21 protein-coding genes are annotated in these 23,165 nt (G+C 70.7%); 17 read left to right on the plus strand and 4 right to left on the minus strand.

The genetic code is table 11. The annotated features are described in order from the left end of the window. Window positions 1–161 precede the first annotated feature (161 nt). Both ACIP8Z_RS09945 and ACIP8Z_RS09950 read right to left on the minus strand, forming a co-directional pair. Window positions 162–1,178, minus strand: a complete 1,017-nt coding sequence (locus ACIP8Z_RS09945) for a hypothetical protein (RefSeq protein WP_402081102.1) — start codon at window positions 1,176–1,178, stop codon at window positions 162–164. Between the two features lie 91 nt (window positions 1,179–1,269). Further along, window positions 1,270–1,713, minus strand: a complete 444-nt coding sequence (locus tag ACIP8Z_RS09950) for a transposase family protein (RefSeq protein ID WP_402081104.1) — start codon at window positions 1,711–1,713, stop codon at window positions 1,270–1,272. Between the two features lie 95 nt (window positions 1,714–1,808). On the opposite strand from ACIP8Z_RS09950, the gene ACIP8Z_RS09955 reads away from it, so the two are divergent. Further along, entirely contained in the window at window positions 1,809–3,143 is a 1,335-nt protein-coding gene (locus ACIP8Z_RS09955; RefSeq protein WP_402081105.1) for a hypothetical protein, read from the plus strand. 259 nt (window positions 3,144–3,402) lie between these two features. Then, the gene (locus ACIP8Z_RS09960) at window positions 3,403–4,335 is read left to right on the plus strand and encodes a DUF5655 domain-containing protein (RefSeq protein WP_402081107.1); all 933 of its coding nucleotides are present in this window, start codon (window positions 3,403–3,405) and stop codon (window positions 4,333–4,335) included. A 96-nt stretch (window positions 4,336–4,431) separates the two neighbouring features. Here ACIP8Z_RS09960 and ACIP8Z_RS09965 read toward each other — a convergent pair whose 3' ends face one another. Then, entirely contained in the window at window positions 4,432–5,178 is a 747-nt protein-coding gene (locus ACIP8Z_RS09965) for a DNA-methyltransferase (protein WP_402081109.1), read from the minus strand. Between the two features lie 565 nt (window positions 5,179–5,743). Between ACIP8Z_RS09965 and ACIP8Z_RS09970 the strand changes: the two genes are divergently transcribed. The 10 genes from ACIP8Z_RS09970 (at window position 5,744) to ACIP8Z_RS10015 (ending at window position 15,672) form a co-directional block, all read left to right on the plus strand. Beyond that, entirely contained in the window at window positions 5,744–6,886 is a 1,143-nt protein-coding gene (locus ACIP8Z_RS09970; protein WP_402081110.1) for a C40 family peptidase, read from the plus strand. Window positions 6,887–6,973: 87 nt separating this feature from the next. Beyond that, window positions 6,974–7,282, plus strand: a complete 309-nt coding sequence (locus tag ACIP8Z_RS09975; protein WP_402081112.1) for a DUF6112 family protein — start codon at window positions 6,974–6,976, stop codon at window positions 7,280–7,282. Next, window positions 7,282–7,968, plus strand: coding sequence for a hypothetical protein (locus tag ACIP8Z_RS09980; RefSeq protein ID WP_402081115.1), 687 nt, complete (start codon window positions 7,282–7,284; stop codon window positions 7,966–7,968). Before ACIP8Z_RS09975 ends, ACIP8Z_RS09980 begins: the two co-directional genes overlap by 1 nt. A gap of 27 nt (window positions 7,969–7,995) precedes the next feature. Next, window positions 7,996–9,426, plus strand: coding sequence for an ATP-binding protein (locus tag ACIP8Z_RS09985; RefSeq protein ID WP_402081118.1), 1,431 nt, complete (start codon window positions 7,996–7,998; stop codon window positions 9,424–9,426). A gap of 135 nt (window positions 9,427–9,561) precedes the next feature. Continuing rightward, window positions 9,562–11,034 (plus strand): SCO6880 family protein, encoded by a 1,473-nt coding sequence (locus tag ACIP8Z_RS09990; protein WP_402081120.1) that lies wholly within the window; start codon window positions 9,562–9,564, stop codon window positions 11,032–11,034. Between the two features lie 32 nt (window positions 11,035–11,066). Continuing rightward, on the plus strand, window positions 11,067–11,519 hold the full coding sequence (locus ACIP8Z_RS09995; RefSeq protein ID WP_402081122.1) for a DUF6238 family protein: 453 nt from the start codon (window positions 11,067–11,069) through the stop codon (window positions 11,517–11,519). 25 nt (window positions 11,520–11,544) lie between these two features. Further along, entirely contained in the window at window positions 11,545–13,050 is a 1,506-nt protein-coding gene (locus ACIP8Z_RS10000; protein WP_402081124.1) for an ATP-binding protein, read from the plus strand. A gap of 80 nt (window positions 13,051–13,130) precedes the next feature. Next, window positions 13,131–13,766, plus strand: a complete 636-nt coding sequence (locus ACIP8Z_RS10005) for a hypothetical protein (protein ID WP_402082330.1) — start codon at window positions 13,131–13,133, stop codon at window positions 13,764–13,766. A 143-nt stretch (window positions 13,767–13,909) separates the two neighbouring features. Continuing rightward, the gene (locus tag ACIP8Z_RS10010) at window positions 13,910–14,458 is read left to right on the plus strand and encodes a hypothetical protein (protein WP_402081126.1); all 549 of its coding nucleotides are present in this window, start codon (window positions 13,910–13,912) and stop codon (window positions 14,456–14,458) included. Between the two features lie 440 nt (window positions 14,459–14,898). Beyond that, entirely contained in the window at window positions 14,899–15,672 is a 774-nt protein-coding gene (locus ACIP8Z_RS10015; RefSeq protein ID WP_402081128.1) for a hypothetical protein, read from the plus strand. 52 nt (window positions 15,673–15,724) lie between these two features. Here ACIP8Z_RS10015 and ACIP8Z_RS10020 read toward each other — a convergent pair whose 3' ends face one another. Then, window positions 15,725–16,648, minus strand: coding sequence for a hypothetical protein (locus tag ACIP8Z_RS10020; RefSeq protein ID WP_402081130.1), 924 nt, complete (start codon window positions 16,646–16,648; stop codon window positions 15,725–15,727). Window positions 16,649–17,322: 674 nt separating this feature from the next. Here ACIP8Z_RS10020 and ACIP8Z_RS10025 point away from each other — a divergent pair. From ACIP8Z_RS10025 to ACIP8Z_RS10045, 5 genes are all read left to right on the plus strand, one after another. Continuing rightward, window positions 17,323–18,600 carry a hypothetical protein gene (locus ACIP8Z_RS10025; RefSeq protein WP_402081133.1) on the plus strand — a complete coding sequence of 426 codons (1,278 nt, stop codon included), beginning with the start codon at window positions 17,323–17,325 and terminating at the stop codon, window positions 18,598–18,600. A 194-nt stretch (window positions 18,601–18,794) separates the two neighbouring features. Further along, window positions 18,795–19,862 carry a hypothetical protein gene (locus ACIP8Z_RS10030; RefSeq protein ID WP_402081136.1) on the plus strand — a complete coding sequence of 356 codons (1,068 nt, stop codon included), beginning with the start codon at window positions 18,795–18,797 and terminating at the stop codon, window positions 19,860–19,862. Between the two features lie 95 nt (window positions 19,863–19,957). Further along, the gene (locus tag ACIP8Z_RS10035) at window positions 19,958–21,745 is read left to right on the plus strand and encodes a type IV secretory system conjugative DNA transfer family protein (protein ID WP_402081138.1); all 1,788 of its coding nucleotides are present in this window, start codon (window positions 19,958–19,960) and stop codon (window positions 21,743–21,745) included. Next, a complete protein-coding gene (locus ACIP8Z_RS10040) occupies window positions 21,742–21,978 on the plus strand; it encodes a hypothetical protein (RefSeq protein ID WP_402081141.1) in 237 nt (78 codons plus the stop codon). Before ACIP8Z_RS10035 ends, ACIP8Z_RS10040 begins: the two co-directional genes overlap by 4 nt. After that, window positions 21,975–23,147: a DnaB-like helicase N-terminal domain-containing protein gene (locus tag ACIP8Z_RS10045; protein ID WP_402081144.1), complete on the plus strand. Its 1,173-nt coding sequence runs from the start codon at window positions 21,975–21,977 to the stop codon at window positions 23,145–23,147. Before ACIP8Z_RS10040 ends, ACIP8Z_RS10045 begins: the two co-directional genes overlap by 4 nt. Window positions 23,148–23,165 lie beyond the last annotated feature (18 nt).

Raw genomic sequence — 23,165 nt, forward strand, 5'->3', positions numbered from 1 at the left:
CCAGGACAGGATCCGTTTCGCCGACGACGTCGAGGGTGGAGAGGCGGTAGGTCAACCGCCCGTCTCCGTAGCGGTGCGTCAGGTCGGCGCCGAAGCGGAGCTTGGCATCCCGTTCGAGCGGGGCCCACCACATCGGCTCGACCCCGTACCAGCGGCCCATCTCAAGGAGCCCATGCTCGGGTGGGCGTCGCTCCGTAGGCAAGTCCCGGACCAACTGCCGCTGCCATACTGAACAGCGAGCGGATCCTTCCCTGCTCCTCGTCAGTGACATCCACGTCGGGAACGATCTCCGGCAGAACACGGCTGAGCGCTCGTTGCGCACTGAGCGGCCTGCCCTCGGCCTCATGCTCCTGCGCGAGTTTCAGGTAGTCCCGTGCCGTGCGCAGGCGCCGACGCACGTCTCCTCGCAGCATGTTGAGCGGGATCGGTCCTGCGACATGGGCCGGATCCTTCGTGGGACCGTCCTTGAGTGCCTCGTCCGCATGCGTGAAGAAGCCTTCGAGGGCGTCGATCAGCGGCATCGGTTCCTTGATGCACTCAAGGGCGAGCGCTTTGATGTTCCAGGAGCAGAGCGGCTTGCTGTGCTTCTTGTTCCAGTGCTTGAGCAGTCGGACGGTACGGGCGAACACGCGGTCGGTGTCCTCCAACGCCTTCAGCACCAGCTTCGTATGCGTGAGGGGGTCCGCGCGGTCCCATCGATCAGAGATCTCCATGTTGGGGATGTACAACCCCATCCCCGAGGGATGTGGGATCGCGGTCATTACGTCCGCCGTGAAGTCCGGTTGACCGGGCGTCACGGGGTCGCCAAACCTGACGAGTACGGCACGGCGCTGACCTTCGATCTTCACGGTGAGGTCGGGGAACTCCTCCCCCAATTCGCTTCTGATCGCCTGTCTCGCACGCTCCATCAGCGGCAGTGCGTTCCTTCGCCCTGGCCCATAGCCCTTGGCGTCCTCCACGGAGAGCTTCGCTCCGAGGTCGACGTCGGTCAGAGGGGTGTTCGCGTCCCCGTGTGCGACGCTGCCGTTGAAGTAGATCGTGCTGCCCGGGAAGGCGCCACGCATGGCGCCGGCCAGGAGCCGTCTTCGTCGTCTGGCTTCGTCGAGCTCCTCGTCAGTCACTTCGATGGCGTGACGGGCGTCTTCAAGAAGTTGCCCCAAAACCTTCTGGTACACCATTAGTTCCTCCTTCTCGCACCGTTATCGCCCGTTCCTGAGCACCTGAACCTTCATGGGGCATATGACTTTGGAGACCGAGCCTTTTCCAACCTCACGACGAGGTGTGGTGAAGGGTGACGACGGCCTTGACGATGTCGATGATGCGGGCGGCGCTGCAGCGGAGCTTGCTCAGCAGTAGCCAGCCCTTGAGCGTGATCATGGCTTGCTCACCGATGCAGCGGACCTTGGCGTGGGCGCTGTTGTGCCATCGCTGCCACCGCTTGAGCCGACGCCCCCGGGACGGCACTCGAGCCGGGCGGCTGGCGCCCTGGTGGGCCCGGTCCGCCCAGCACTTCAGGTCGGCCGCGGCAAGTGTGCCGACTACCCCGTGCGCACGCGCCGCCGTCAGGTCACGCGCTGAGCCGGACAGCGCGGGCAAAGCCCACAACAACCGCCCGAACGGATCAGTCAGAGCCTGGATGTTCATGCCGCGCCGTTTGCGATTGCCCGAGTAGTACGGGGCGCCGGTGGCGATCCTGTCGATCAGCAGCAACATCCCGTCGAGGATCTCGATCCGACGCCTGCCTGACCGGTGCTGGAGGAGTTGCCGCTCTTCGGGAGAATCCCAGCGCCGTCGTATGCGAGTACTTCATGCTGACGACCATGCACCCTCGGGACAATGAGACATGGCGCGCGATCGACCAGGGCTCCCGGCCGATCGACTGGGAGGCATGGTTTGGTTGCCCGGAGGGTGCCAACTACCTCTCCCCCGCGGGGCACGAGGTCACCGCCCGCGCGGTGTCCGGCCTCACCGAGTTCTTCCACAGCCGCTGGCTGCCCAAGGCCGTGACGCCTTCCCCTGCCTCCGGCGCGGCCAATGACACCTTTGTCGGCCTGGGCCGGCACTCCCCCGTGCTCCAATTCATGAACGGAGCAGCACCGGGAGCGTGGGTGGAGGCGGTGCGGTGGTGGGCCGCGTACACCTATCTGGAGAAAGCTAGGGTGCCCGGGCTTGCTTCGATGAAGCGCGACGCTCGTTGCGACGTCACCTTGTCCCGGTTCCTGCACACCCAGACGCAGGCCCGTCTCGCACTCATGGGGGCGGCCCGCGGACTCGAGGTCGAGCTGGAGCCGGTGAAGGCCAGTGGTGGGCCCGGTGACGTCCGTATCGGTCCGGTCTTCGTTGAGGTCGTCACCTTCGGCGTGGACCAGAAGCTCCTGGACGATGAGAAGTTCCGCGAGAAGTGTCGGGATCACCTCTTTGCCCTGGGTAGGGGTCGCGACATCTACTGGGAAGGCGACTATCCCGAACCCCTTAACAGCGACGACTTCAAGGCGTGGAAGAGGCGGACCGAGGAGGCCGCCCAGCAGTGCGGGATCTCGGGAGCTGCGGTCGACGTCCTCAGCAGCACTGGGAGGCGGCTCACTGTCCACCCCGGGGCAGCTCCCCCAGGCACCGTCCTGACCGGCGCGACCGTGGAGAGCGACCAGGGCAAGCGGCTCCTGGGCAAGGTGCGGGGTAAGTGCGGCAAGACGAAGGGTGCGGGCACCGCGTGGATCTGGGTGGAGGACCACAGTGGCCTCTTCCACTTCCCGACGCCCTTCGCCGAGCTGTCGCTCAGCACCAAGACGGATGCGCTCGCGGACCTGTTCGGGCCGCTCCTGGGGGAGCATGCACACGTCGCCGGGATTATCGTCTCGAACGCGGCCCACCGACGTCTGCCGCTCCCGCGCGACGAGACCGCAATCCGCCCTTCCGGACAGGGCTTTCGGCGAGGACTGCCCCTCGATCGGGTTCGTGAGACGATCGTGATTCCTCGGAGGATCCTCCTGCCAGATCAGACGAGCATGATCGCCCGAATGTGTGATGACGAAGGTGCCGTGCTCGACTGGGCCTTGGGGGAGCTCGGGGTCTCTGGGGGTGTCACATCGCTACTGGCTGCTTCGTCATCGTCGCACCGGAGTTCCGCGCTGTGGACGCCGTGAGCCAGCCGCAGCGGTGAGAAGGGGTGGAGTTTTGTATCGCTCCCGGATGAGGCACCTTTTCTCACTCTGGTACGTGGCAGGGCGACCTGGACTCTGACGGCCACCAGCCGGCCGTTACCCATCCTGCGAGTCCTAGACGGCGGCCCGGTTCACCAGGCACCTTCACCTGACCGAGCCACTCCAACCTCTAGGACATCAAGGAATACCCCACGCCCTCGGTTGATTGTTCTCCTCGCAGCGATCATGAGAGGGGGCGCTGGTGGCCGAGTTGATGTTGTTCCGGCAGGACGCGGACGGGCGGGACGTGGAGCTGTCCGGTTCGACGGTGGCGCTGGAGGTGGAGCTGCAGCGGCGGGTCGAGGCCGGGCTGGAGCAGATGCTCGGGATCCGGTTCCTGGCGTCGGAGTACGCGACCGGGCCGTGGCACCGGGGGCGGATCGACACGCTGGGCCTGGACGAGAACGGCAGCCCGGTGGTGATCGAATTCAAGAAGGGTTCCGACAGCGGAGTGCTGTCGCAGGCGGTCTCCTACATGGCGTGGCTGGAGTCGGCGCAGCATGAGTTCGAGGCGCTCGTCCGGACGGTACTGGGCGCGGAGGCGGCCGAGTCGGTCGACTGGCGGCGTCCGCGGGTGGTCTGTATCGCGGCTGGCTTCTCTCATCATGACCGGGTGGCGGTGCAGCGGGTGCCGGAGCGGATCGACCTGGTGCGTTACCGGGTCTTCGAGGGTGGTCTGCTGAGCCTGCTGCTGGTGGACTCCTCGCCCGGCGTGCCGAGCGCGGTGTCCCGGCGGAGCCGCGAACGGAGCGCCGTGGCCGGCGACGCGCCGGCGGCACCGGCGGTGCCTGCGCCGGCGGGTGCTGGTCTTGTCCCGGAGTCCATGCGGGATCTGTTCGCAGAGGTGGACGAGGCGCTTACGGCGTGGGGCGATGTCGAGGTGGCGGTGCTGCGGCACTACATCGCCTACCGGCGGCTGGTGAACGTGGCGTCGGTCCTCTTCCGTCCGAAGCACCAGGTGATCCTGGTCCATCTCAGACTCGACCCGGACACGGTCGTGCTGGAGGAGGGCTTCACCCGGGACATGCGTGGTGTCGGGCATCTCGGGACGGGGGACCTGGAGATGCGTATCGCTTCGGCGGCGGACCTGGAGAAGGCGGCGCCGTTGATCCGGCGGGCGTTCGAGGCGGCCTGAGACAAGCGGAAGGGCGGCTGGAGCATCGGTTACTCGATGTTCCAGCCGCCCTTCGGCGTCTGCGGCCCGCCAGCCCCGGGGTTTCCGTTCTCATGATCAGTCCTCCGGTCCCGCCAGGGTGAAGTCGTCCTGTTCCAGCTCGGCGCGCAGGCGCCGTTCGGCGATGTCGGCGTAGTGCGGGGAGAGTTCGACGCCGACGAACTTCCGGCCTTCGCGGAGGGCGGCGACGCCCGTGGAGCCGCTGCCAGTGAAGAGGTCGAGGACGGTGCCGCCTTCGGGGCAGACCTGGACGAGCTGCCGCATGATCCCGACGGGCTTCTGGGTGATGTGGACCCGGCCCTTGCGTGGCTGGGAGGCGATGTAGTGGCCGGGCAGGTAGAGGTCGCGGGTGTTGTCGAGGGATCCCTTGACGCCCCAGACGATGAACTCGGAGTCCTGCTTCGGCCCGCCCTTGCGGGGCCGGCTCGCGGGCTTGATCCACGGGAGGGTGCCGCTCCAGGTCCAGCCGGCCATCTGCAGGGCGTCGGTCGTGGTCGGTTCCTGGCGCCAGTCGGAGAAGACCATGGCCACCGCGTGCTCGGTGGAGGCCCGGTACGCCTCGGTGAGCAGTTCGGTCAGCCAGGAGCGGTAGGAGCGCTGGTCGCGGTTCTCGCCGGGGAAGTCGGCGAGACCGTGCGCCGAGTTGCTGGTGACGTACTTGGCACGGGCGGTGCGTCCGGTGCGCTCAGAGCTCGTACGTCCGCCGGAGTTGTACGGGGGGTCGGTGATCACGGCGTTGACGCTCTCGTCGGGGAGGGACTTCAGGACGGTCAGGGCGTCGCCTCGGTGCAGCGTGTAGCTCATGGGAGGGCCTTTCTTCGGGGTGTGGAGGGCCGTGGACCCGTGCCGGACAGCGCTCAACAGCGCTCGTTCCTGGCGGGGTTGTGCCGGAGGTTAGCCGTGGATTCCGGCCGGACCTAACGAAGCGGCGGTGGCTCGGGGCCGGGGCCGGGGGTCGTTTGGTGCGGCCGGAATCGCGGTCTACTGTCTCGCCGTGTCACCGGGAAGAAGCCTCGCTCCACCCCCGCTGACCTGTGCTTATCCGTTCCGCAGCGCACGGATAAGCGTGTTCCCCTCGTGTCCCCTGCCGTCAGGAGCCCCTGGTGTTCTGCCTGAGATTACGAGCGCGGCTGGCTGCCGCGCGTGACCTGAGACCGGCGTCCGGGAGCCGCCAACTCCCCTGACCCCGGGCCCGCCCGAGCGGCGGATGCACACCGGCGCGGTGCCGGCGGCTTTGCACGAGAAGCCGGCACCGCGCCTCCTACGAACATCGAGGAGCCGCTGCGATGCAGCATGTCCTGATACCTCCGCGCCCCGACCCGACGCCGTCACCCGGCCGGCCCCGCCGCCCCGGTGAACGGCGGCGGCGATGAAGAAGACCACCAAGGGCGTCGTCGGACTGTTCACTGCCGGCTCGATGCTGCTGGTCGTGCCGGTCCTCGCCTTCGGCGCCGGGACCGCTTCGGCCTCCTGCCCGACCGGCGGCGCGCAGTCCGTGGACACCGCGGCGGTCGCCGGCCAGGTGAAGGCCATCCTGGAAGGCGGCGGCAGGGCGTCGGTCTCCGTGCCCGGTCTGGACAATCCGGCCGAGCAGATCCCTTTCGCCAAGACGATCCAGGCCACCGGCGTCTCGATGAACATCCCGGCCCGGGGGCAGATCGTGGCCCTGGCGACCGCCCTGCAGGAGAGCGGGCTGCGGAACCTGACCTGGGGCGACCGTGACTCGCTGGGCCTGTTCCAGCAGCGGCCTTCGATGGGCTGGGGTACGGCGAACCAGATCCTCGACCCGGTGCACGCCAGCACCAAGTTCTACGAGGGGCTCAAGAAGGTCTCGGGCTGGGAGTCCCTGTCGATCACCCAGGCCGCCCAGGCGGTGCAGCGGTCGGGCTTCCCGGAGGCGTACGCCAAGTGGGAGCCGCTGGCCACGGCCTTGCAGAAGGCCATCGAGCCCCTGCTGGCGAAGGCCGGTGGCGGTGGCGTGTCACCGGATCCGGTGCCAGACGGTGCCGGCGGTCCTTCGCCCGGCACTGCGGGCGGCTGTAGCGCCGAAGGGGACGGGACCGACTTCGGCACCATTCCGGCCGGCGCGCTGCCCAAGGAGTACAGCATCCCCGCCACCGCTCCGCGAGAAGTCCAGACGGCGATCCGGTGGGCGCTCGGCCAGCTCGGCACTCCGTACCAGTGGGGCGGGACCTGCACCGATTCCCATGGCGACACGGCGATGGCCCGGTGCGACTGCTCCTCCCTAATGCAGCAGGCGTACAAGGCCGCCGGGGTCACCCTGACACGGACGACGTACACGCAGGTCAAGGAGGGCAAACCGGTCTCGGCCGACGCCCTTCGACCGGGTGACCTCATCTTCACCGAGGGCACGGCCGCCGTACCCGAGCACGTCGGCATGGCCATCGGCCAGGGCCTGATCGTGCACGCCCCGCGCACCGGCGACGTCGTCCGCATCACGACCGTCGCCGCCTGGAAACCCGGGATTCTCGCGGTCCGCCGAGTCGTCTGACCGGCGCCTCTCCCCTCCCCCCTTTCCCGCACCGCCGCTCCACCCCCACGGGCTTCGGCGCGCCTTCATTCGAACTGGAGTTCCCTTATGTATCTCGCCGACCAGGTCATACAGCTCGCCTACGACCCCGGGATCAAGCCGAACGAGGGCGGGCTGCCGGGCCTGAACGTCCTCAAGCAGGTGATGGGCTCCATCAACCTCTTCGGGCTCGTCGCCGTGGTCGACGCCCTCGCCGTCAGCGCGGGCGTGTGGGCCTGGGGCCACCACTCCGGCGGCCACCAGGCCGAGGCCAACGGCAAGAAGGGCGTCCTGGTGAGCGCCGGCGCGGCCCTTCTGCTCGGCGCGGCAAATGGAGTGGTGGCGTTCTTCAGCACGCTGGGGACGCAGGTCCGCTGATGCCTTCCCACTCCTCCAACCCCGGCGGCGCATCTCGCGTGCGCCGCCGGGCGTTGCTCGGCACCGTCGTCCTGGCGCTGCTCGTCGCCCTCGCCAGCCTGGCCGCCTACCTCACCCGCGACGGCAGGCCCCCAGCCAAGACCGCGGCGGCGCGTCCGAGTTCGCCGACGTCTTCCTCCTCGGTCGTCTCGCCGTCCGGGCCTCCCACAGCGACGCCCCGTCCCCGCTCTCTGCCGGTTCCGCCGAAGACCAGCGACCCGGTCGCCTTCGGGAAGGCAGCCGCAACGGCGTTGTGGTCGTACGACACCCGGGCGTACCCGCAGGCCGAACTGCGACGCGCTCTGCACGCGTGGCTGACCCCGGAGGCCAAGTACGCCGACGCGGCCTCGGTCGACCGGGGGATCCCCTCGCCGGTGCTGTGGAAGGAGATGGCCGCCAACGGCCAGTTCGCCACCGCCACGGTGAACGAGGGGCACTTCCCGAACGCCTTCACCCGGGCCCTTCAGGAGGACCCGGGCGCGATCACCACGGCGTACATCTACGCCGTCACGGTCTCGGGCAAGCAGACGATCGCCTGGAAGGGCTCGCCGGGCGGTGCGGAGAGCCGCTCCACCACCCTCGCGGTCCAGTGCCGCCCCAACAAGCCCTGCGCCCTGGCCGGCGTCATGCCGTCCGTCGCGCCCTGACCCCCGCTCACGAAAGGAGGTACCACCATGGACGTCTGCGGGATTCCCATGATGGACAAGGTGTGCACCGCCATCGACTTCGCCACCAACCCAGCCGGGGCCGTCACCGACGGCATCGGCGCGTGGATCGCGAAGTCGGCAGGAGAACTGGCGGCCAGCGCGGCGGACCTCGCCACCAAGGCCGTCAACCAGACCACCGCCATCGACCTCAACGCCGGATGGTTCCGGGACAACTACCAGCTGCTGCTACCCATCGGGCTCGCCCTGACCGTCGGCACGTTCTGCATCCAGCTCATGCTCGCAGCCTGGCGGCGCGACGAGCGGGCCCTGGCCCAGGCCGCGATCGGCACCATGACCGGCGTCCTGTTCAGCTTCTGCGCCATCGCCTTCACCACCGTCGCCATCACCGTGGTCGACGCCCTGTCCGACGGCCTGTTCCAAGCCGCCAACACATCGGTCGACGATGCCATCCGCCGCATCGTGAAGATCAACCAACTGGGGGCGATGTACGGCCTGGGCTGGGGCGTTCCCGCCCTCGTCGCCCTGGGCTGCGCGATCGGCTCGTTCCTGTACTGGGGCGTCATGGTCGCCCGCAAGGTCGGCGTCCTGATCATGGTCTCCCTCGCCGTGTTCGCCGGCGCCGGCGGCGGCTGGGAGGTCGCCAAGCGCTGGCGGCGCGGCTGGATCGAGGCCACCGCCACCCTGGTCGTCTCGAAACTCCTGATGACCATCGTCTTCCTGATCGGCGTCTCCGCCATGGGCAAGACCGAGACCAGCGACGGGCTGTCGGCCCTGTCCGACGCGATGGCCGGCATCGTCGTCATGGTCCTGGTCCTCCTGTGCCCCTACGCCACGTACAAGTTCGTCCACTGGGCGAGCGACGGCGGCGGCCACGACGACCTGCACCGGACCGGCGTCGCGGGCATGGCCATCGCCGCCGGGGCAGCGAAGACCGCCGCCAGCCTGGCGATGCGGGTCGGCACCGGAACCCCCGCTCCCGAGGGGCCGAGCCAGGTTCCCGGCGCGGGTGCCGACGGCGTCGCCTCCGGCATCAACCCCGCCGGCGGCAACCTCAGCAAGGAAGGCATCGACACCGGCCCGCCCAAGCCGCAGACCCGCTTCCGGTACGGCGAGGACCCGCATGCCCCCGGCGACAAGGGCCGCGCCCTGATCCAGCGCCCCGGCATCCCGCCGCTCATCACCCGTCCCGGCGGAAGCGAAGCAGCCCCTTCCGCCGACGAGATCCCGGCCCCGGCGGCCCCTTCCGGTGTTCTCACCGGCGCGTCGGCTCCAGGCGGCAGCATGGTCTCCGTGCCGTCCGCCGCCGCCGGATCCCCGTGGTTCGCCGCCCGGGCCGCGCCGCCGGCCACACCCCCGCCGGCCTCGACCCCGCCGGCCGTCGGTTCCCCGACGCCGACGACCTGGGTGTACCCCACTCAGCCGCCCTCGGGTTCCTGACCCGTCACCACCCGGGGCGGGCTGTCCTTCGCAGCCCGCCCCCTCCCAGCCCGACCGTCAAAGGAGTTCCGTCATGTCCTCCAGAAGAGCGCCGCACGCCCCGTCCCTCGATCGCTCCCACCGTCTGGAACCCCCATGTCCGGCAAGCACCAGGCCGAAGTCCCCTCGGCCACCGTGAAATTCCCCCACCGCAGCAGGCGCGGCGTCCTGCTCGGCCTGACCGCCCCGCAGCTCCTCGTCGCCGGCCTCACCGGCCTTCTCCTTCTCGCCGTGATCCTCGCCCGCGGCGTGGTCGGCGCTCTCGCGCTCATCCCCCTGTGGGCCGCCATCGCCCTGTTCGTCTTCGTCCGCCACCGGGGCCGTGCCCTGGCCGACTGGACGCCGATCGTCGTCCGCTACGCCCTGCGCCGGATGCGCGGCCAGCTCCTCTGGCTCACCCGCCCCTCGCACCGTCCGACCCGCGAGGGACTGCTCCACCTGCCCGGCACCGCGGCCAGCCTGCGCGTGACCACCGCTCCCGACGGCCGGTACGGCGCGATCTACGACCCGCACAACGGCACGCTGACCGCCGTGGTCAAGGTCTCCTCCCGCGCCTACGCCCTGCTCGACCCGAGCACCCAGCACGCCAACGTCAGCGGCTGGGGACGAGCTCTGGCCGCGCTCGCCCGGACCGGGCAGATCGCCCGCGTCCAGGTGATCGAGCGCACCGTCCCGGACTCCGGCGACAGCCTCCGCCGCTACTGGGAGGAGCACGGCCGCCCCGACACACCGGTGGCCGGCGCGATCTACAACGAGCTGATCCACAGCGCGGGCCCGGCCGCCGCCCCGCACGAGGCATACGTCGCGCTGTCGCTGGACACCAAGGCAGCACGCCGGCTGATCAACCAGGCCGGCGGCGGACTGACCGGGGCCTTCAGCGTCCTGGCGCAGCTGACCTCGACCTTCGACCAGGCCGCGCGGACCGCCGGGCTCAACCCGACCGGCTGGCTCACCGCCCGCGAGATCGCGGCCGTCGTCCGTACAGCGTACGACCCCAAGGCGCTCGCGGCGCTGGACCGGTGGTCGGCCACCGGACGTCCCGAGGCCGACGCTGCCGCTGCCGGTCCGGTGGTGGTCGTGGAGAAGGCGGACCACATCGCGACCGACTCCGCCGTCCACGCCACGTACTGGGTGGAGAACTGGCCCCGGACCGAAACCAGCGCCGGTTTCCTGCACCAGCTCCTGTTCACCGGTGGGGTCCGGCGCACGCTGTCGCTCTCCTACGAGCCGAAGGGGCTGGACGCCGCCCTGCGAGACGTCCAGCGCAAGAAGGCGTCGGTTATCGCCGATGCCGCCGAGCGGGCCCGGCGCGGGCAGGTCGACTCCGAGGCGGACTCGATCGAGTACCAGGACATCAAGGCGCGCGAGCGTCAGCTCATCGCTGGCCACGCGGATGTCGCCCTGACCGGACTGCTGACCGTCTCGGCCGACTCCGAGGAGGAGCTGCGCACCGCGTCCGCGGTTGTGGAGACCGCCGCCGTCGGCGCCCAGCTCGACCTCCGGCCGCTGACCTGGCAGCAGGCCGAGGCGTTCACCGCCGCCGCCCTGCCGCTCGCCCTCGCCGCGTAACCCCCGACGCCCCCTGTCGAAAGAGCACTTCCGTGTCCCGCACTCCCAGCCCGACCGCGCAGGACTTCGTGCCCTTCGCCACCGCCGCGCTCGACTTCCACCGCGCGCTCAACGTCCCCGGCGGCCCGCTCGTCACCTCCCGGGCCGAGCTGGACGCCCTGCACTCCCATCTCGTCTCGCTGTACGGGCTGCTCGACGCGCACGCCGTACGGGTCGGACAGCTCCTGCCGGCGGAGGGTGACCACCTGCGTGCCGCACGCACTCGGGTCTGGCAGGTGGCCGACCACCTCCACGCCGCCTACCACGCAGCTCCCCGTCCGGACTCCGGAGAGGTGCCCGAGAGCGAGGCGTGCCGGGCGGGCCTGCCCGAAGGCGCGCCGGAGCTGACCATCTGCCAGCGCCATCAGCGCACCGCGCACCTGGTCCGCCGCCGTACGACCCCGGCCGACCTGCACGCCCCGTTCACCGGCCTCATCCGTCACTGACCCACCCCTTCTTGGAGAAACGCTCATGCCTCGTACCCGCGCCAGCGCCTCCCACCTGTTCGTGCCCCACAAGGCATCGCGCACCCAGCGGAGGGCGGCCCGAGCTGGTTTCGCCGACGCCCACCGGCAGGCCCGCCGCGCCGAAGCGCCCCCGAGGCACCGTGCCCAGGAGACCGCCGATCCGGAACTGCGGCCGACCTACCCGCCGGCCGGGCGGCCCGGACCGGCCTCGGCCCGCAGCGGCAAGCTCAGCCTGCCCGCCCACCGGATGACCACCGCCACCGCCAGCGGCGCCTATCCGTTCGTCGCCGAGGGCGGCCTGGGGGCGGAGGGCGTCTTCATCGGCCGCGACGTCCACGCCGAGGCCGCTTTCTGCTTCGACCCGTTCTCGCTGTACAGCAGCGGCCGGATCGAGGGCTTCACCAACCCCAACGCCGTCCTCGCCGGAATCATCGGCATGGGCAAGTCCGCGCTCGCGAAGTCCATCGCCACCCGGTCCATCGCCCACGGCTACCGGATCTACATCCCCTGCGACCCGAAGGGCGAATGGACCGGCGTCGCGCAGGCCCTCGGCGGCTACAGCATCGCGCTCGGCCCCGGCCTCCCGGGACGGCTGAACCCGCTGGACGCACCGGCCCGGCCCGCCTCCGTCAGCGAGGACGACTGGGCGACCGAGGTCCGAAAGCGGCGCCTGCTGCTCCTGGCCGGCCTGGCGCGCACCGTCCTCAAGCGCGACCTGCAGCCGATGGAGCACACCGCCCTGGACCTCGCCCTCGACCTGGTCGTCGCCGACGCTGCCGCCCGGGGCACGGTGCCGCTGCTCGGCGAGATCGCCTACGTCCTCGGCTCCCCCCAGCTCCTCGACCAGGCCCTCGGTAACTCCTCCGGGCACCTGGGGACGGCCGCCCAGGACGTCGCGCACGCCCTGCGCCGTCTCGTCCACGGCGACTTGAACGGCATGTTCGACGCTCCTTCGACGGTCGCGTTCGACCCGACCGCGCCGATGCTGTCCATCGATCTCTCCCGCCTCGGCGGTGCCGGTGACGACACTGCGCTGGTCCTCGCCATGACGTGCGCGAGCGCGTGGATGGAGTCCGCCCTCGCCGACCCCGCCGGCGGCCGACGCTGGGTGATCTACGACGAGGCGTGGCGGGTGATGCGACACGTCGGCCTGCTGGAGCGGATGCAGTCCCAGTGGAAGCTCTCCCGTGGCCTCGGCATCGCGAACCTGATGGTCATCCACCGGCTCAGCGACTTGCTCTCGGCGGGCGATGCCGGCTCGCGGGGCCGGGTCCTGGCCGAGGGCCTCCTGGCCGACTGCTCCACGCGCATCATCTACCGGCAGGAGCCCGACCAGCTCGACGCCGCCGCGTCCCTGCTCGGCCTGACCGGCATCGAGACCCAGGCGGTGTCCGCCCTGACCAAGGGCCGGGGCCTGTGGAAGGTCGCGGGCCGGTCCTTCATCACGCAGCACATCCTCCACCCGGCCGAACGCGAACTGTTCGACACCGACGCCCGGATGGCGGCCTAGACCATGTCCGGAGGAACGACCACATCCGTTTCCGCCAGTTCTCCGGCCCCGGCCGAGAACCAGCCGGAGCCACCGAGGACCTGGCGTGGCGAAGGCACATCCCAGCGCTGGCCTCCGCCGTCGCCGGGATCCGGCAGGCGTCCGACGCCTGGGACGCGGTCTCGGACTCCTTCTGCGACACCGACGGCTGGCCCGTCGACGAGCACGGGTACGAGGACGGCAAGGTGAAGCGCGACGCCGAGGCATGGCGGCACGTCGAGGTCTTCCTCGACCACGGCCCCGAGGTCCTAGCCGGCGTCCGCGCGACCGCCCAAGGCGCCGACTACGTCGAAGGGCCCATCAGCGAAGACCTCCGCTCGCTGCGCGGCATCGACCGCACCCTGGAACACGCGGGGCAGCTCCAGCGCGAGTGGGACCAGATCCTGGTGCTCATGGACGCCTCCATGCCCGGCTCGCGAAAGCTCTACGAGGGCAAGGCGAAGGAGGATCGGAACGCCGACGGCTGGCACTACGCCGACGAGCTGGCCATCCGCGGCCCGGCCCTCGTCCGGGCCGCCGACTTTCTGGCCGGGCGGCCGGACACCCAGCAGTCCGCGCACACCGAGCGGGCGCGCGTGGCTCTCGCCCGCTCCGCCTCCGGTCTTCGCGGAGCCCTGCCCGCTTCTCCCCCGGCGCCGCCTGCACCCAACGCACCGGTCCCGGGCCGCTCCCGCTGACGCTCGTAGCACCCGGTCCCGGCCGTGCCAAACCGCCCGATCACCAGATCCTCGTGGACCACCGCCCGCCCGACGCGGTCCGGCCCGTACCCACAGCGGTGCGCCGCCGGCCGCTGGGGAGCCCCTCACCACGGAGAAGACCCATGCACCAGGACAATCCCCTGATCACCATCCAGCAGGAGGGACCACAGATCACCGCGTGGACCAGCTCCTCCTCGCCTGCTGTCTCCGAGGGCCCGAAACGAGATCACGGGTACGGCTACCTCACCGGTCCCCTCCGCCAGCGGGGCCTGGAGCTCACCGTCGAGTACGGCCTCAGCGACTACATCGTCGACGTCACCCTCCCCGACGGCAGCTCAGTGATCATCTCGCCACCGCAGGAACCGCCTTCCGAGAACCCCGAGTTCCCCGAGAGCTGGACGGCGATCCGCCACCGGGAGGCCGGGCCCGCGATGTACGAGGTGATCTACGACTCCGAGCCCGACGGTCCGGATGCCCGGCACGGCGGCAACGTCTCAAGCCTGCTCGCCGCCATCGACGCGCGCCTGGACCAGCTCGGCGTGCCACCCCGTCCCGGGCAGCACCGCTCCTCCCAGGAGCGCGCCGCCGACGAGGTACTCCGCCGGTCGGGCGCTTCATCTCCGCGATCTCGTTCGACGAGGAGCGCTATCACCGGCTGCCCACGGCCATGACCGACCTGGCCGAACAGCGGCAGATGGTGACCCGGGCCTTCACCGCACTACAGGCCGATGGCTTCAACGTCACGTGCGATTCGGCCCTGCTCAGGCCCGGCACTCCCCCTGCCCAGCCGCACCAGGCACGGCTCGGCGACGTCCTCACCACCCAGCCCGACCCGGTCCACAGCCCGGTAGCCCCAACCGCGCTGCCGACCTCCGTTCCACCTCGGGTGAGCGCTGCTCTCACACCCTCCCCGTCGGCCGGATCGCGCACGGTCCGCACCCGCCTGGCTGCGGAAGCCCCCCAACGTGCCGCGTCGCCGCCCGCGCATCCCTCCACCGCACCTGGTCGCTGACCTCTTCCCACCTCGGAGTTCGCCGTATGCCTCGCACCAGCAGACCCTTTCCGACCCTCGACCTCCCCCGTCATCGAGCCCGCACCGGATGGATCAGCCGTGTTGCCCAACTCCGCCGAAGAACTGCTTCCCGACGTCGCCATCGGCCGCCACCCCGACCACGGCATCGTCGCCGCGAACCCCAAGAACCTCGCCGCCAGCACCTGGATGCTGGAGCGGCTCGACTTCCGCCCCATCCCGGGCGAGCCGACCTTGTACGCCCTGACCGACCAGCAACGTGACGGGCAGGGCCGCGCCACCCGGGCCGTCGAGCTGCTGCGCAACGCCGACTTCCGAGTCGACACGGACGCCGTGTTCAACCCCTCCCTCACACCCGGGCCTCGACCCGTCCCGGGCCGAACCCCGCTCGGCGAGCCCGATGTCGCGTTCGCCGAGCATCCACGGCTCGGCATCATCGCGGCCATCGACGACCGAGCCTCCGGAATCACCGGACTCGCCCTGCTCGACCAGGGCTGGCGACACGACCCCCGCCTGGACATCTACACGCTGCCCGCCACCACCGGCCGCAACGAGGCCCTGGGGAAGGTCGCCGACGCCACGCTGGCCCTGCACCGTTCCGGTGTCCAGGTCGCCGTACACCCTCACCTCGCGCAGGACGTAGCGACCCGCCACCATCCCGCGACCGGGCAGGCCCCGTCCCGCGACCGCGCCCAGAACGCCGGCGTCCGTCGCTCGCCGCTCAGCGCCGCCGCGCTCGCCACCAGCCCGGCCCTCGCCGGCCTGCCGGGCAAGCGACCGGTGGCCGCTCCCGCCACCTCCGTCGCGGCGGCGCGGCCGGTCGACCCGCGCATCGCCTTCTCCCGCGACCGCTGACCCACCCCCGTAAGGAAGCTCCCCCCATGGCAGTTGTTGGTAAGTCCGGCTATCAGAAGTTGTGGAATGGTCCTCCATCCCATGAAGATCCACGGACTTCAGCTGGCTCCCAGTCCGCGTAGAAGTCGTTTGGTGACTCATCCAGCTTGACCTCCTCCGCGAGCCCTTCCAACTCTTCAAGTTCCTCGTGTTCGACACGCAGGTCGCAGGCCGGGCAGGTGAAGACGAACGGGGTGAACATGACCGCCCACTCATCCTCGTCCACGTGAGTGTCACCACTAAGCCAGCCCTGCGAGTCGCATGCCGGGCAGGTGGCGGGCTCGTCGTGTTCGATGTAGCCGGGAGGGTAGACGCGCGCAATCGTGCTGAGGACGAGCTCGCGTTCCTTCTGGGGCAAGTGGCCGTACCGTTCCGAGAAGACATCTTTGGCCCGAGCAAGTTTGCTCTCCAGCCGGACACGGACAGCTTCCACGTTCTCTTCGAGAAGCCGATCGTGCAGGGACTCGTAACGGCCCCAGTAGGAAGTGTTGATCTTGAGCTCGACGAGCAAGGGGTCGATCAGCCGGAGACACGTGGTGAAGACGGCATTGACCTCTGACCGGTCGTACATGCCACTGTGCGCGACGCCGTTACGAGCATTGGCTAGCGGTCCAAGCGCCCGCTGATCGACCGGCATCTTCTTCCGCAAGATCTTCTGTGCTCGGGCATGGGCTTCGGCCAAGCCGATGGTCTTGACCTGCTCCGCGGGAACCGAAGCATGTGACCCGTGACCCGTCGCGTGCAGCAAGGAGTTGAAATCCTTGCCCTCCACTACGAGAGCCGGGTGGAGGCTGGCCAGGTATGACTTGAGGAGATGCTCGGCAGCGATCCCGGCGTGGTGGACCGCCAGGTCATGAGACGACGGGCCTTCGGCGAGCGCGGCGAAGGCCGCGATCATCCATTTGCGCGAAGAGAGCTTGAGCTGTTCAGAGTCCATGGCCAGGACACTAGGCGGCCGGAGCGGACACATTGTCGGAATTTCGGTGGCACTCAGTAGCGCTACCGGTGACATATGTCCGCTTCTGCCCCAGCGCCGAGCGGCCGAGGTCGCAACGGCAGCCGTTCTCGCCGTCCGGACCGTGTTCGGGCAGGAGAACCAGGCCGCAGGTTGAAGAACATCTGGCCGATCAACCACTCCTGCGGCCACCACACCGACCGCGACCTGTCCGACCGACCGGCCGACCGTCGCGCGGGCTTCGCCGAGTGGCTCGCCACTCAGGAATGCACCGACTGCTGGCGCGCCTCCAGGGAGGTCAACGAGCAGGACAAGGCAGCCTGGTTGAAGGCCAAGCGAGCCGAGGAACAGGCCGAGTCCGAAGCCTGGTCCCAGCAGTACCGGATGCCTCCGCGTCCCCTGGGGTGCGCGCTGCCGCCACCAGATCCTGGCCGCCACCGACGCCGACCGGCCCAACGAGAACCCCTACTTCTAGCCGCCCGGTGCCCCGCTGCGGCGGGGCACCGGCTTCTGCTCTCCCCACAGGTCAGGGCCGGCGAGCCTCGGCCTCTACCAGCCATCTCCGGCGGGGCCAAATCTCGAATCCTGCGGATCCTCTCCCTGTCGGTCCGACCTCCCGGGCCGTCGCTCCGTCATTCCCTTCCGAGGTCGCCGCCGTGATCGCCCACCTTCAGCGCGCCAGCGACACCGCCGGCCTGCTCTCGTATCTGTACGGGCCGGGTGAACGCGGTAACCACGTCAGCCCCCGGCTGATCGCGGGCGATGGTCACGGGGCGCCGATCGAGCTGCTCGCCGAGCCGGGCTCGCTGTCCTACCTGGCGCAGGCGATCGACGCTCCCGTCGAGCGTCTCGGGGCCCGTGCTCCCGCCCGGCCGACGTGGGTCTGCTCGGTTCGGTCCGATCCCCGTCTGCCGGACCTCACCGATGCGCAGTGGGCCGGCGTCGCCCGACGGCTGGTGTCGGCCACCGGGATCGCCCCGAACGGTGATCCGGACGCCTGCCGGTGGATCGCCCTGCGCAACCAGCCCCGGCAAGTGCACGTCGTGGCCACCCTCGCCCGCGAGGACGGCGGCCTGCACCACGGCTACCGCGACGCCTTCCGCCTCCAGACCGAATGCCGCCGGATCGCGGCCGAGCTGGGGCACATGGCCACCGCCTCCCCTCCAACTTCCCGCGCCCAGGAGACCTCTGTGCCCGTTCCTCCGATCACCATCTCCTCCGAGTTCAGCGGCAGCGTCGTGGCCAAGGGAGCCAACGACGACCTCTCCGCCATGATCCTCAAGCACGCTGGCTTCCAGCAGATCCAGGACTGGCACGGCCGGCGCCACCGGCTTCCCACCACCACACCGGTCGCCGACCGGGTCGCCATCGCCAGCCACGCCGCCGAGATGCTCCGCGCCGCCCGCTACGACGTCGCTCTCGCGCCCTCCCTGGACGCGGCCCGGATGAGTACCCCGGCGAATCCTCTTGAGTCCTACGCCGCCGGCGCCGCGCTCCTCCAGATCACCGACGAGATCAGGTCGGCCGCGAACGGAGAGGGCCTCCGGCGGGCGGTCGACCAGCTCCTCCACCCCGAGCACGGAGCCCTGGAGCGCGTCCGGGAAGCGCTGGAGGCCACCGGCGAGCACATCAACGACCTCGACGACGAGGCGTACAGGCTGGCCGACCGGTTCGGCTTCGCGGCGGATTTCGTCGTCTCGGCGCAGTCGGAGCTCGTCGACTCGGAGGACGAGCTGCGTCGTGTCGGCGCCCCTTCCCGGTCCGAGGCCGAAGCGCCGACGTGCTCCTCGAACCCGTTCGCCTCCCGGAGCGCGGCGCTGGCCGTCTCGCCTGCGGCGGCCAAGGCCGAGGTCGTCACCTCGGCCTTCGGCATCGATGTCGTGGAATCCCGCCCGTCTGCCCGTCCGCCGCACGCCTCCGGTCCTCGGCGGTGATCGGGGGTCGTCACCGCCGGCAGTCCCGCCCCGCCCGCGAACGGCTCGCGGTCCTCGCCGACGGCCTGACCCTGTCGGTCGCGCCGTGACCCCGCCGCCGCTGCCCTCGGCCACCAGACCGGTCTCGCTTCCTCGGGTGGGAGCACGTGCTCCCACCCGTCCTGACCCGTCAGCACCACCAACCAGGAGGATCCGTGCCCGAGTATTACTCCAGCATCGGCGAGGCCATCGGCGCCGCGATGCAGCACAACATCCGGCTCGCTCACCGCGGCAGGAGGCCCATCGACGATCCGCCCCTCCAGGTCCGTCGCCTCCCGTCGGCAGCCGACGATCCGTACTCCGTCCCGGGGATGATCGCCCGGCTCACCGAGGACGCCGCTCCCGACGAGGTGGCCGGGATCATCGAGGAGGTCAACGGCGCGCTCGTCGGTGCTCTGCCTCAGCTGACAGGACTCGTCGCCGCTGCAGCCGACTGGGTCCGCGTCCGCCTCACGTTCGACGACCCGCACCACAACCCCGCCATGGAGACCTGGACAAGGCTGGCCGCCGCCCACGGCCTGCTCGAAGACGTCCGGGAGCAACTGGAGGCCGCCGAGGACGGAATCGCCGCCTGCCCGGCCGAACGCACCGACCCCCGGCACCACAACATGATCAATGTCCGGACGCGCGAGCTGCTCGACGACGTCCTCAGCGCTGGCGCGGACCCCTCGTCTCCCGGCATCCAAGGCCCGAAGGAGGCGGACCGCCAGCGTTCCGCGAGCACGTCCTCGTCGCCGACGTCCTCTCCCACGGCTTCTCCTGCCTCGCCCCGTTCCACGGAAGGATCCCCGATGGGCAACCTGGCCAATACCTACGGCACCGACGTCGAGATCTACCCCTGGGCCGACGGCCTGGTCTGGGTCGACTGCCGGACCGGCCTGCCCGAATCAGCCCAGCGGATCCTGAGCTCCTGTGGGTTCACCGCCCCAGCCGACCCGGGCGATCCCGCCTCTTTCAGCCTCGAGTCGCACGTCGCCGGCCCGGACCGGCAACTAGCCGCCTCCGCTGCTGCGGGCCAGCTGGCCGACCTGGGGTACCGGGTCGCGATCGACCCATCCCTGGCCGTCGGCTACGTCGGCGAGACCTCCGACACCAACGCCCGGCGTCAGGCCGCTGCCCGCCAGACCTCACCCATCGCGGCCAAGGCCGGCACCGGCACCAACGCCCCTCCCACCCCCTCGCCAGTTCCGTCCGCAGGACGTCCCGCCCCGCGTTCCCGCTGAAACGATTCCGTTCGATCCCGAAGGAGTAGGCCCATGAGCTGCACGAGAGCCGAGCGCGCCCCGCCCCCGCCCGCTCGCACCCCAAGGATCCGCCCGTGCCCTCCCCGCGCACCAGCGCGCCGTCGACCACCACCGGCTCCGACGCGCTCTTCTATCTCCTGTTCGGCTTCCTCGGCGCCGCCATGGCCTTCGGCTCCCTCGCCTGGCTGACCGGTAACCTCACCAACTCCCTCGTCGGAAGCGGCCCGTGGGTCCCGTTCCGTGCCACCGCCGCCCTGCTGCATCCCGAGGTGCTGTGGCCGGCCCTGAGTACCACCGCGCTGCTGGTTGGCGTCCGCATCGTCCCCGGCCTGCTCACCCTGACCCTGCTCACCACGGGCCTGGTGCTGTGGCTGCGCCGGCGCGCCGGGGCCAAGACCGGTCTCGCCCGCAAGAGCGACCTGGCGCCGCTGCTGGACAAGAAGATCACCGCCAAGGCCAAGAGCCTGCGGCCGTCCCTCGACGGCCGGGAGCGTAAAGAGGTCGCCCCCGCCGACCGCGGCATCCTGCTCGGCACCCTCGACCCGGGTCGGGCCGATGTCCGCGCTTCCTGGGAGGACGTGATCGTCGCGATCATGGCCCCGCGCAGCGGGAAGACCTCCGGCCTGGCGATCCCCGCGATCCTCGCGGCTCCCGGCCCGGTCCTGCTCACCAGCAACAAGGCCGCGAATGACGCGTTCACCGCCACGGTGGACGCCCGAGCCGAGGTCGGCACCGTCTGGACCCTGGACCCGCAGCAGATCGCCCACCATCCGCGCGAGATGTGGTGGGACATCCTGGCCGACGCCCGCGACCTGGCCGGGGCGAAGCGGCTGGCCGGGCACTTCGTCGCGGCGAGCGTGGACGAGTCGAGCGGTTCCGATTTCTGGTCCACCGCCGCGTCCAATACGCTCGGCTCCCTGTTCCTGGCCGCCGCCAGTCACCGGCGGCCGATCACCGACGTGCTGGCCTGGCTCGCCTCCCCGGCTGACCGGACTCCGGTCGACCTGCTCACCGACGCCGGCCACGATGCGGTCGCCGCCCAGCTCCAGGGGACCGTCTCCGGTGCGACCGAGACCCGCGACGGCATCTACGAGACGGCGAGGCAGTACGCGAGTTGCCTGCTCGACCCGGAGGTCGCCGCCTGGGTCACCCCGAGCGAGGACCTCCCCGAGTTCAAGCCCCTCACCTTCGCCACCTCCCGCGACACGCTGTATCTGCTGAGCAAGGACGGTGGTGGCAGTGCGTCGGCGATCATCGCGGCGGCGGCCGACGCGGTGATGCGCGCGGCTGTGATCGTCGCCGAGCGCTCCGGCGGACGGCTCGACCCGCCCGCCCTGTGCGTCCTCGACGAGGCCGCCAACGTCTGCCGGATCTCTGACCTCCCGGACCTCTACTCGCACCTGGGCAGCCGGGGCGTCATCCCGATGACGATCCTGCAGAGCTACCGGCAGGGTCAGCGGTGCTGGGGCGAGGCCGGGATGGACGCCCTCTGGTCCGCCGCCACCGTCAAGATCGTCGGATCGGGCATCGACGACGCCGACTTCGCCGACCGCCTCAGCCGACAGGTCGGTGACCACGACGTCCAGACCGTCTCGGTCTCGACGAGCGAGGGCGGCAAGTCCACCTCGGTGAGCATGCGCACCGAGCGGATCCTGCCCCCAGACGCGATCCGCGCCCTGCCCAAGGGCAAGGTGCTGCTGCTGGCCACCGGTCTGCGGATCGCCATGCTCAACATCCGGCCCTGGTACAAGGAGCCCTCCGCCAAGGTCGTCGGGCCTGCCTCGGCCCACGCCACGAAGGCGATCACCGAGCGGGCCCTGGCGAAGAGCGTCGGCCACGACGACTTCGGGCTGTCGGCATGAGCGCGCCCACGCCGCCCTCCGCGCGGCTCGGGCAGTCGCCGGCCGTCCTGCGCGACGGCCGGTGGTGGCTGGTCGGCGAGGCCGGGGCGGTTCCGCTGTCCGATCCCGCGTTCACCACCGTGCTGGACGGCTTCGCCGAGGCGTTGTCCGCCGCCGACCGGGCGGTCGCCGATCTGCGGGCCCAGCCGGGTGAGCCGTACGCGTCCGTTCCCAGCGCGGGAGGCTGGCGTTGAACCCTCTGCTGGACGCCGAGCAGGCGGTCCTCGGCGCGGTGCTGCTCGACCCGGGCCAGCTCGCGCAGCTGGAGTGGCTCGCGCCGGATCACTTCTACCGGCCGGTCCACCAGGCGCTGTTCGGCGCGCTGCGTCAGCTCCGGAGCGACGGCCATCCCGCGGCGGCGGGCGAGGGGCCGGTGCCGCTGTCGTGGGTGACCGACGCGGTCAACGAGGCCGGCCGCCACGTCCGGGGGCTGACCGCGTCGTACGCCCACACCCTGGTCTCGGCGTGTCCGCGTCCGGCGCACGCCCCGGTGTACGGCCGGATGGTGCTGGAGGGCGCGATCCACCGCACTGTCACCCAGCACGCGATCCGGCTTCACCAGGAGGCTCGCACGGGCGCGCTGCGAGGCGAGGTCGAGGGGACGCTGCACTACGCGGACGTCCTGACAGGGGTGCTCACCGATCTCGCGCGGCGGTGGGGCACCGAGCCGCGACCAGTCGCACCCGCGACACCGCCGGCCACCATCCCGTCCGTCGTTCCGCCGACGCAGGCCGATCAGGGAGCCGAGGACGAGGCGTTCCTTCTGGCCGTCCTCGTCGAGCGGCCGGGGGCCATGGGCGAGGTGGTCGACTGGCTGCGGCCGGGGGACTTCGCCGACCCGGTCCACGGGCAGCTCTACCGGTGCCTCGGTGCGCTGCATCACCGGGGCGAGCCCATCGACCGGATCACCCTGCTGTGGGAGGCCCAGCGGCGCGGCCTGCTGGCCGACGGCACGCTGCCGAGGGACCGGTTCGCCGTCATCTGCGACGGCGTGGGCGCCGGAGACGCCGAGTGGCTCGGCAAACAGGTGATGCGCTCCTCGATCACGCGGACCGCCGCCGCCTCCGCTCGCGCCGTCCGCGCCCTGGCCGAGGACGAGACCCTGGCCCCGGGGCGGCTGATCAACCACGCCCTGCACTCGCTCGGCCCGCTCGCCGACGTCCGCACACGCTGGGAGACCGCGCACGGTCGGCCGGCCTCCCTGGCACCGTCCTCCGCGCCTTCCCCGAGCGGGCCGCCGGCGGCGCGGGTGCACGCGGCCCTCACCCGCAGCGCCCCGCGTGCCGCTCCGTCTCCACCAGACCGACTCTCCCTCGGGCCCGCCCCAACCGCCGCGCGCCCGTCCTCGCGCATCCACAGCTGACACCCCCTTTCCACCCCT

The organism is Streptomyces sp. NPDC088553 (assembly GCF_044752965.1).
In the GTDB taxonomy this organism is placed as follows: Bacteria; Actinomycetota; Actinomycetes; order Streptomycetales; family Streptomycetaceae; genus Streptomyces.

What these genes read in the sequence shown, in the direction of transcription:
- ACIP8Z_RS09945 (WP_402081102.1), bottom strand. Translation starts at nt 1,178, where the DNA reads ATGGTGTACCAGAAGGTTTTGGGGCAACTTCTTGAAGACGCCCGTCAC.
- ACIP8Z_RS09950 (WP_402081104.1), bottom strand. Translation starts at nt 1,713, where the DNA reads ATGTTGCTGCTGATCGACAGGATCGCCACCGGCGCCCCGTACTACTCG.
- ACIP8Z_RS09955 (WP_402081105.1), top strand. Translation starts at nt 1,809, where the DNA reads ATGCTGACGACCATGCACCCTCGGGACAATGAGACATGGCGCGCGATC.
- ACIP8Z_RS09965 (WP_402081109.1), bottom strand. Translation starts at nt 5,178, where the DNA reads ATGAGCTACACGCTGCACCGAGGCGACGCCCTGACCGTCCTGAAGTCC.
- ACIP8Z_RS09970 (WP_402081110.1), top strand. Translation starts at nt 5,744, where the DNA reads ATGAAGAAGACCACCAAGGGCGTCGTCGGACTGTTCACTGCCGGCTCG.
- ACIP8Z_RS09975 (WP_402081112.1), top strand. Translation starts at nt 6,974, where the DNA reads ATGTATCTCGCCGACCAGGTCATACAGCTCGCCTACGACCCCGGGATC.
- ACIP8Z_RS09980 (WP_402081115.1), top strand. Translation starts at nt 7,282, where the DNA reads ATGCCTTCCCACTCCTCCAACCCCGGCGGCGCATCTCGCGTGCGCCGC.
- ACIP8Z_RS09985 (WP_402081118.1), top strand. Translation starts at nt 7,996, where the DNA reads ATGGACGTCTGCGGGATTCCCATGATGGACAAGGTGTGCACCGCCATC.
- ACIP8Z_RS09990 (WP_402081120.1), top strand. Translation starts at nt 9,562, where the DNA reads ATGTCCGGCAAGCACCAGGCCGAAGTCCCCTCGGCCACCGTGAAATTC.
- ACIP8Z_RS10000 (WP_402081124.1), top strand. Translation starts at nt 11,545, where the DNA reads ATGCCTCGTACCCGCGCCAGCGCCTCCCACCTGTTCGTGCCCCACAAG.
- ACIP8Z_RS10010 (WP_402081126.1), top strand. Translation starts at nt 13,910, where the DNA reads ATGCACCAGGACAATCCCCTGATCACCATCCAGCAGGAGGGACCACAG.
- ACIP8Z_RS10020 (WP_402081130.1), bottom strand. Translation starts at nt 16,648, where the DNA reads ATGGACTCTGAACAGCTCAAGCTCTCTTCGCGCAAATGGATGATCGCG.
- ACIP8Z_RS10040 (WP_402081141.1), top strand. Translation starts at nt 21,742, where the DNA reads ATGAGCGCGCCCACGCCGCCCTCCGCGCGGCTCGGGCAGTCGCCGGCC.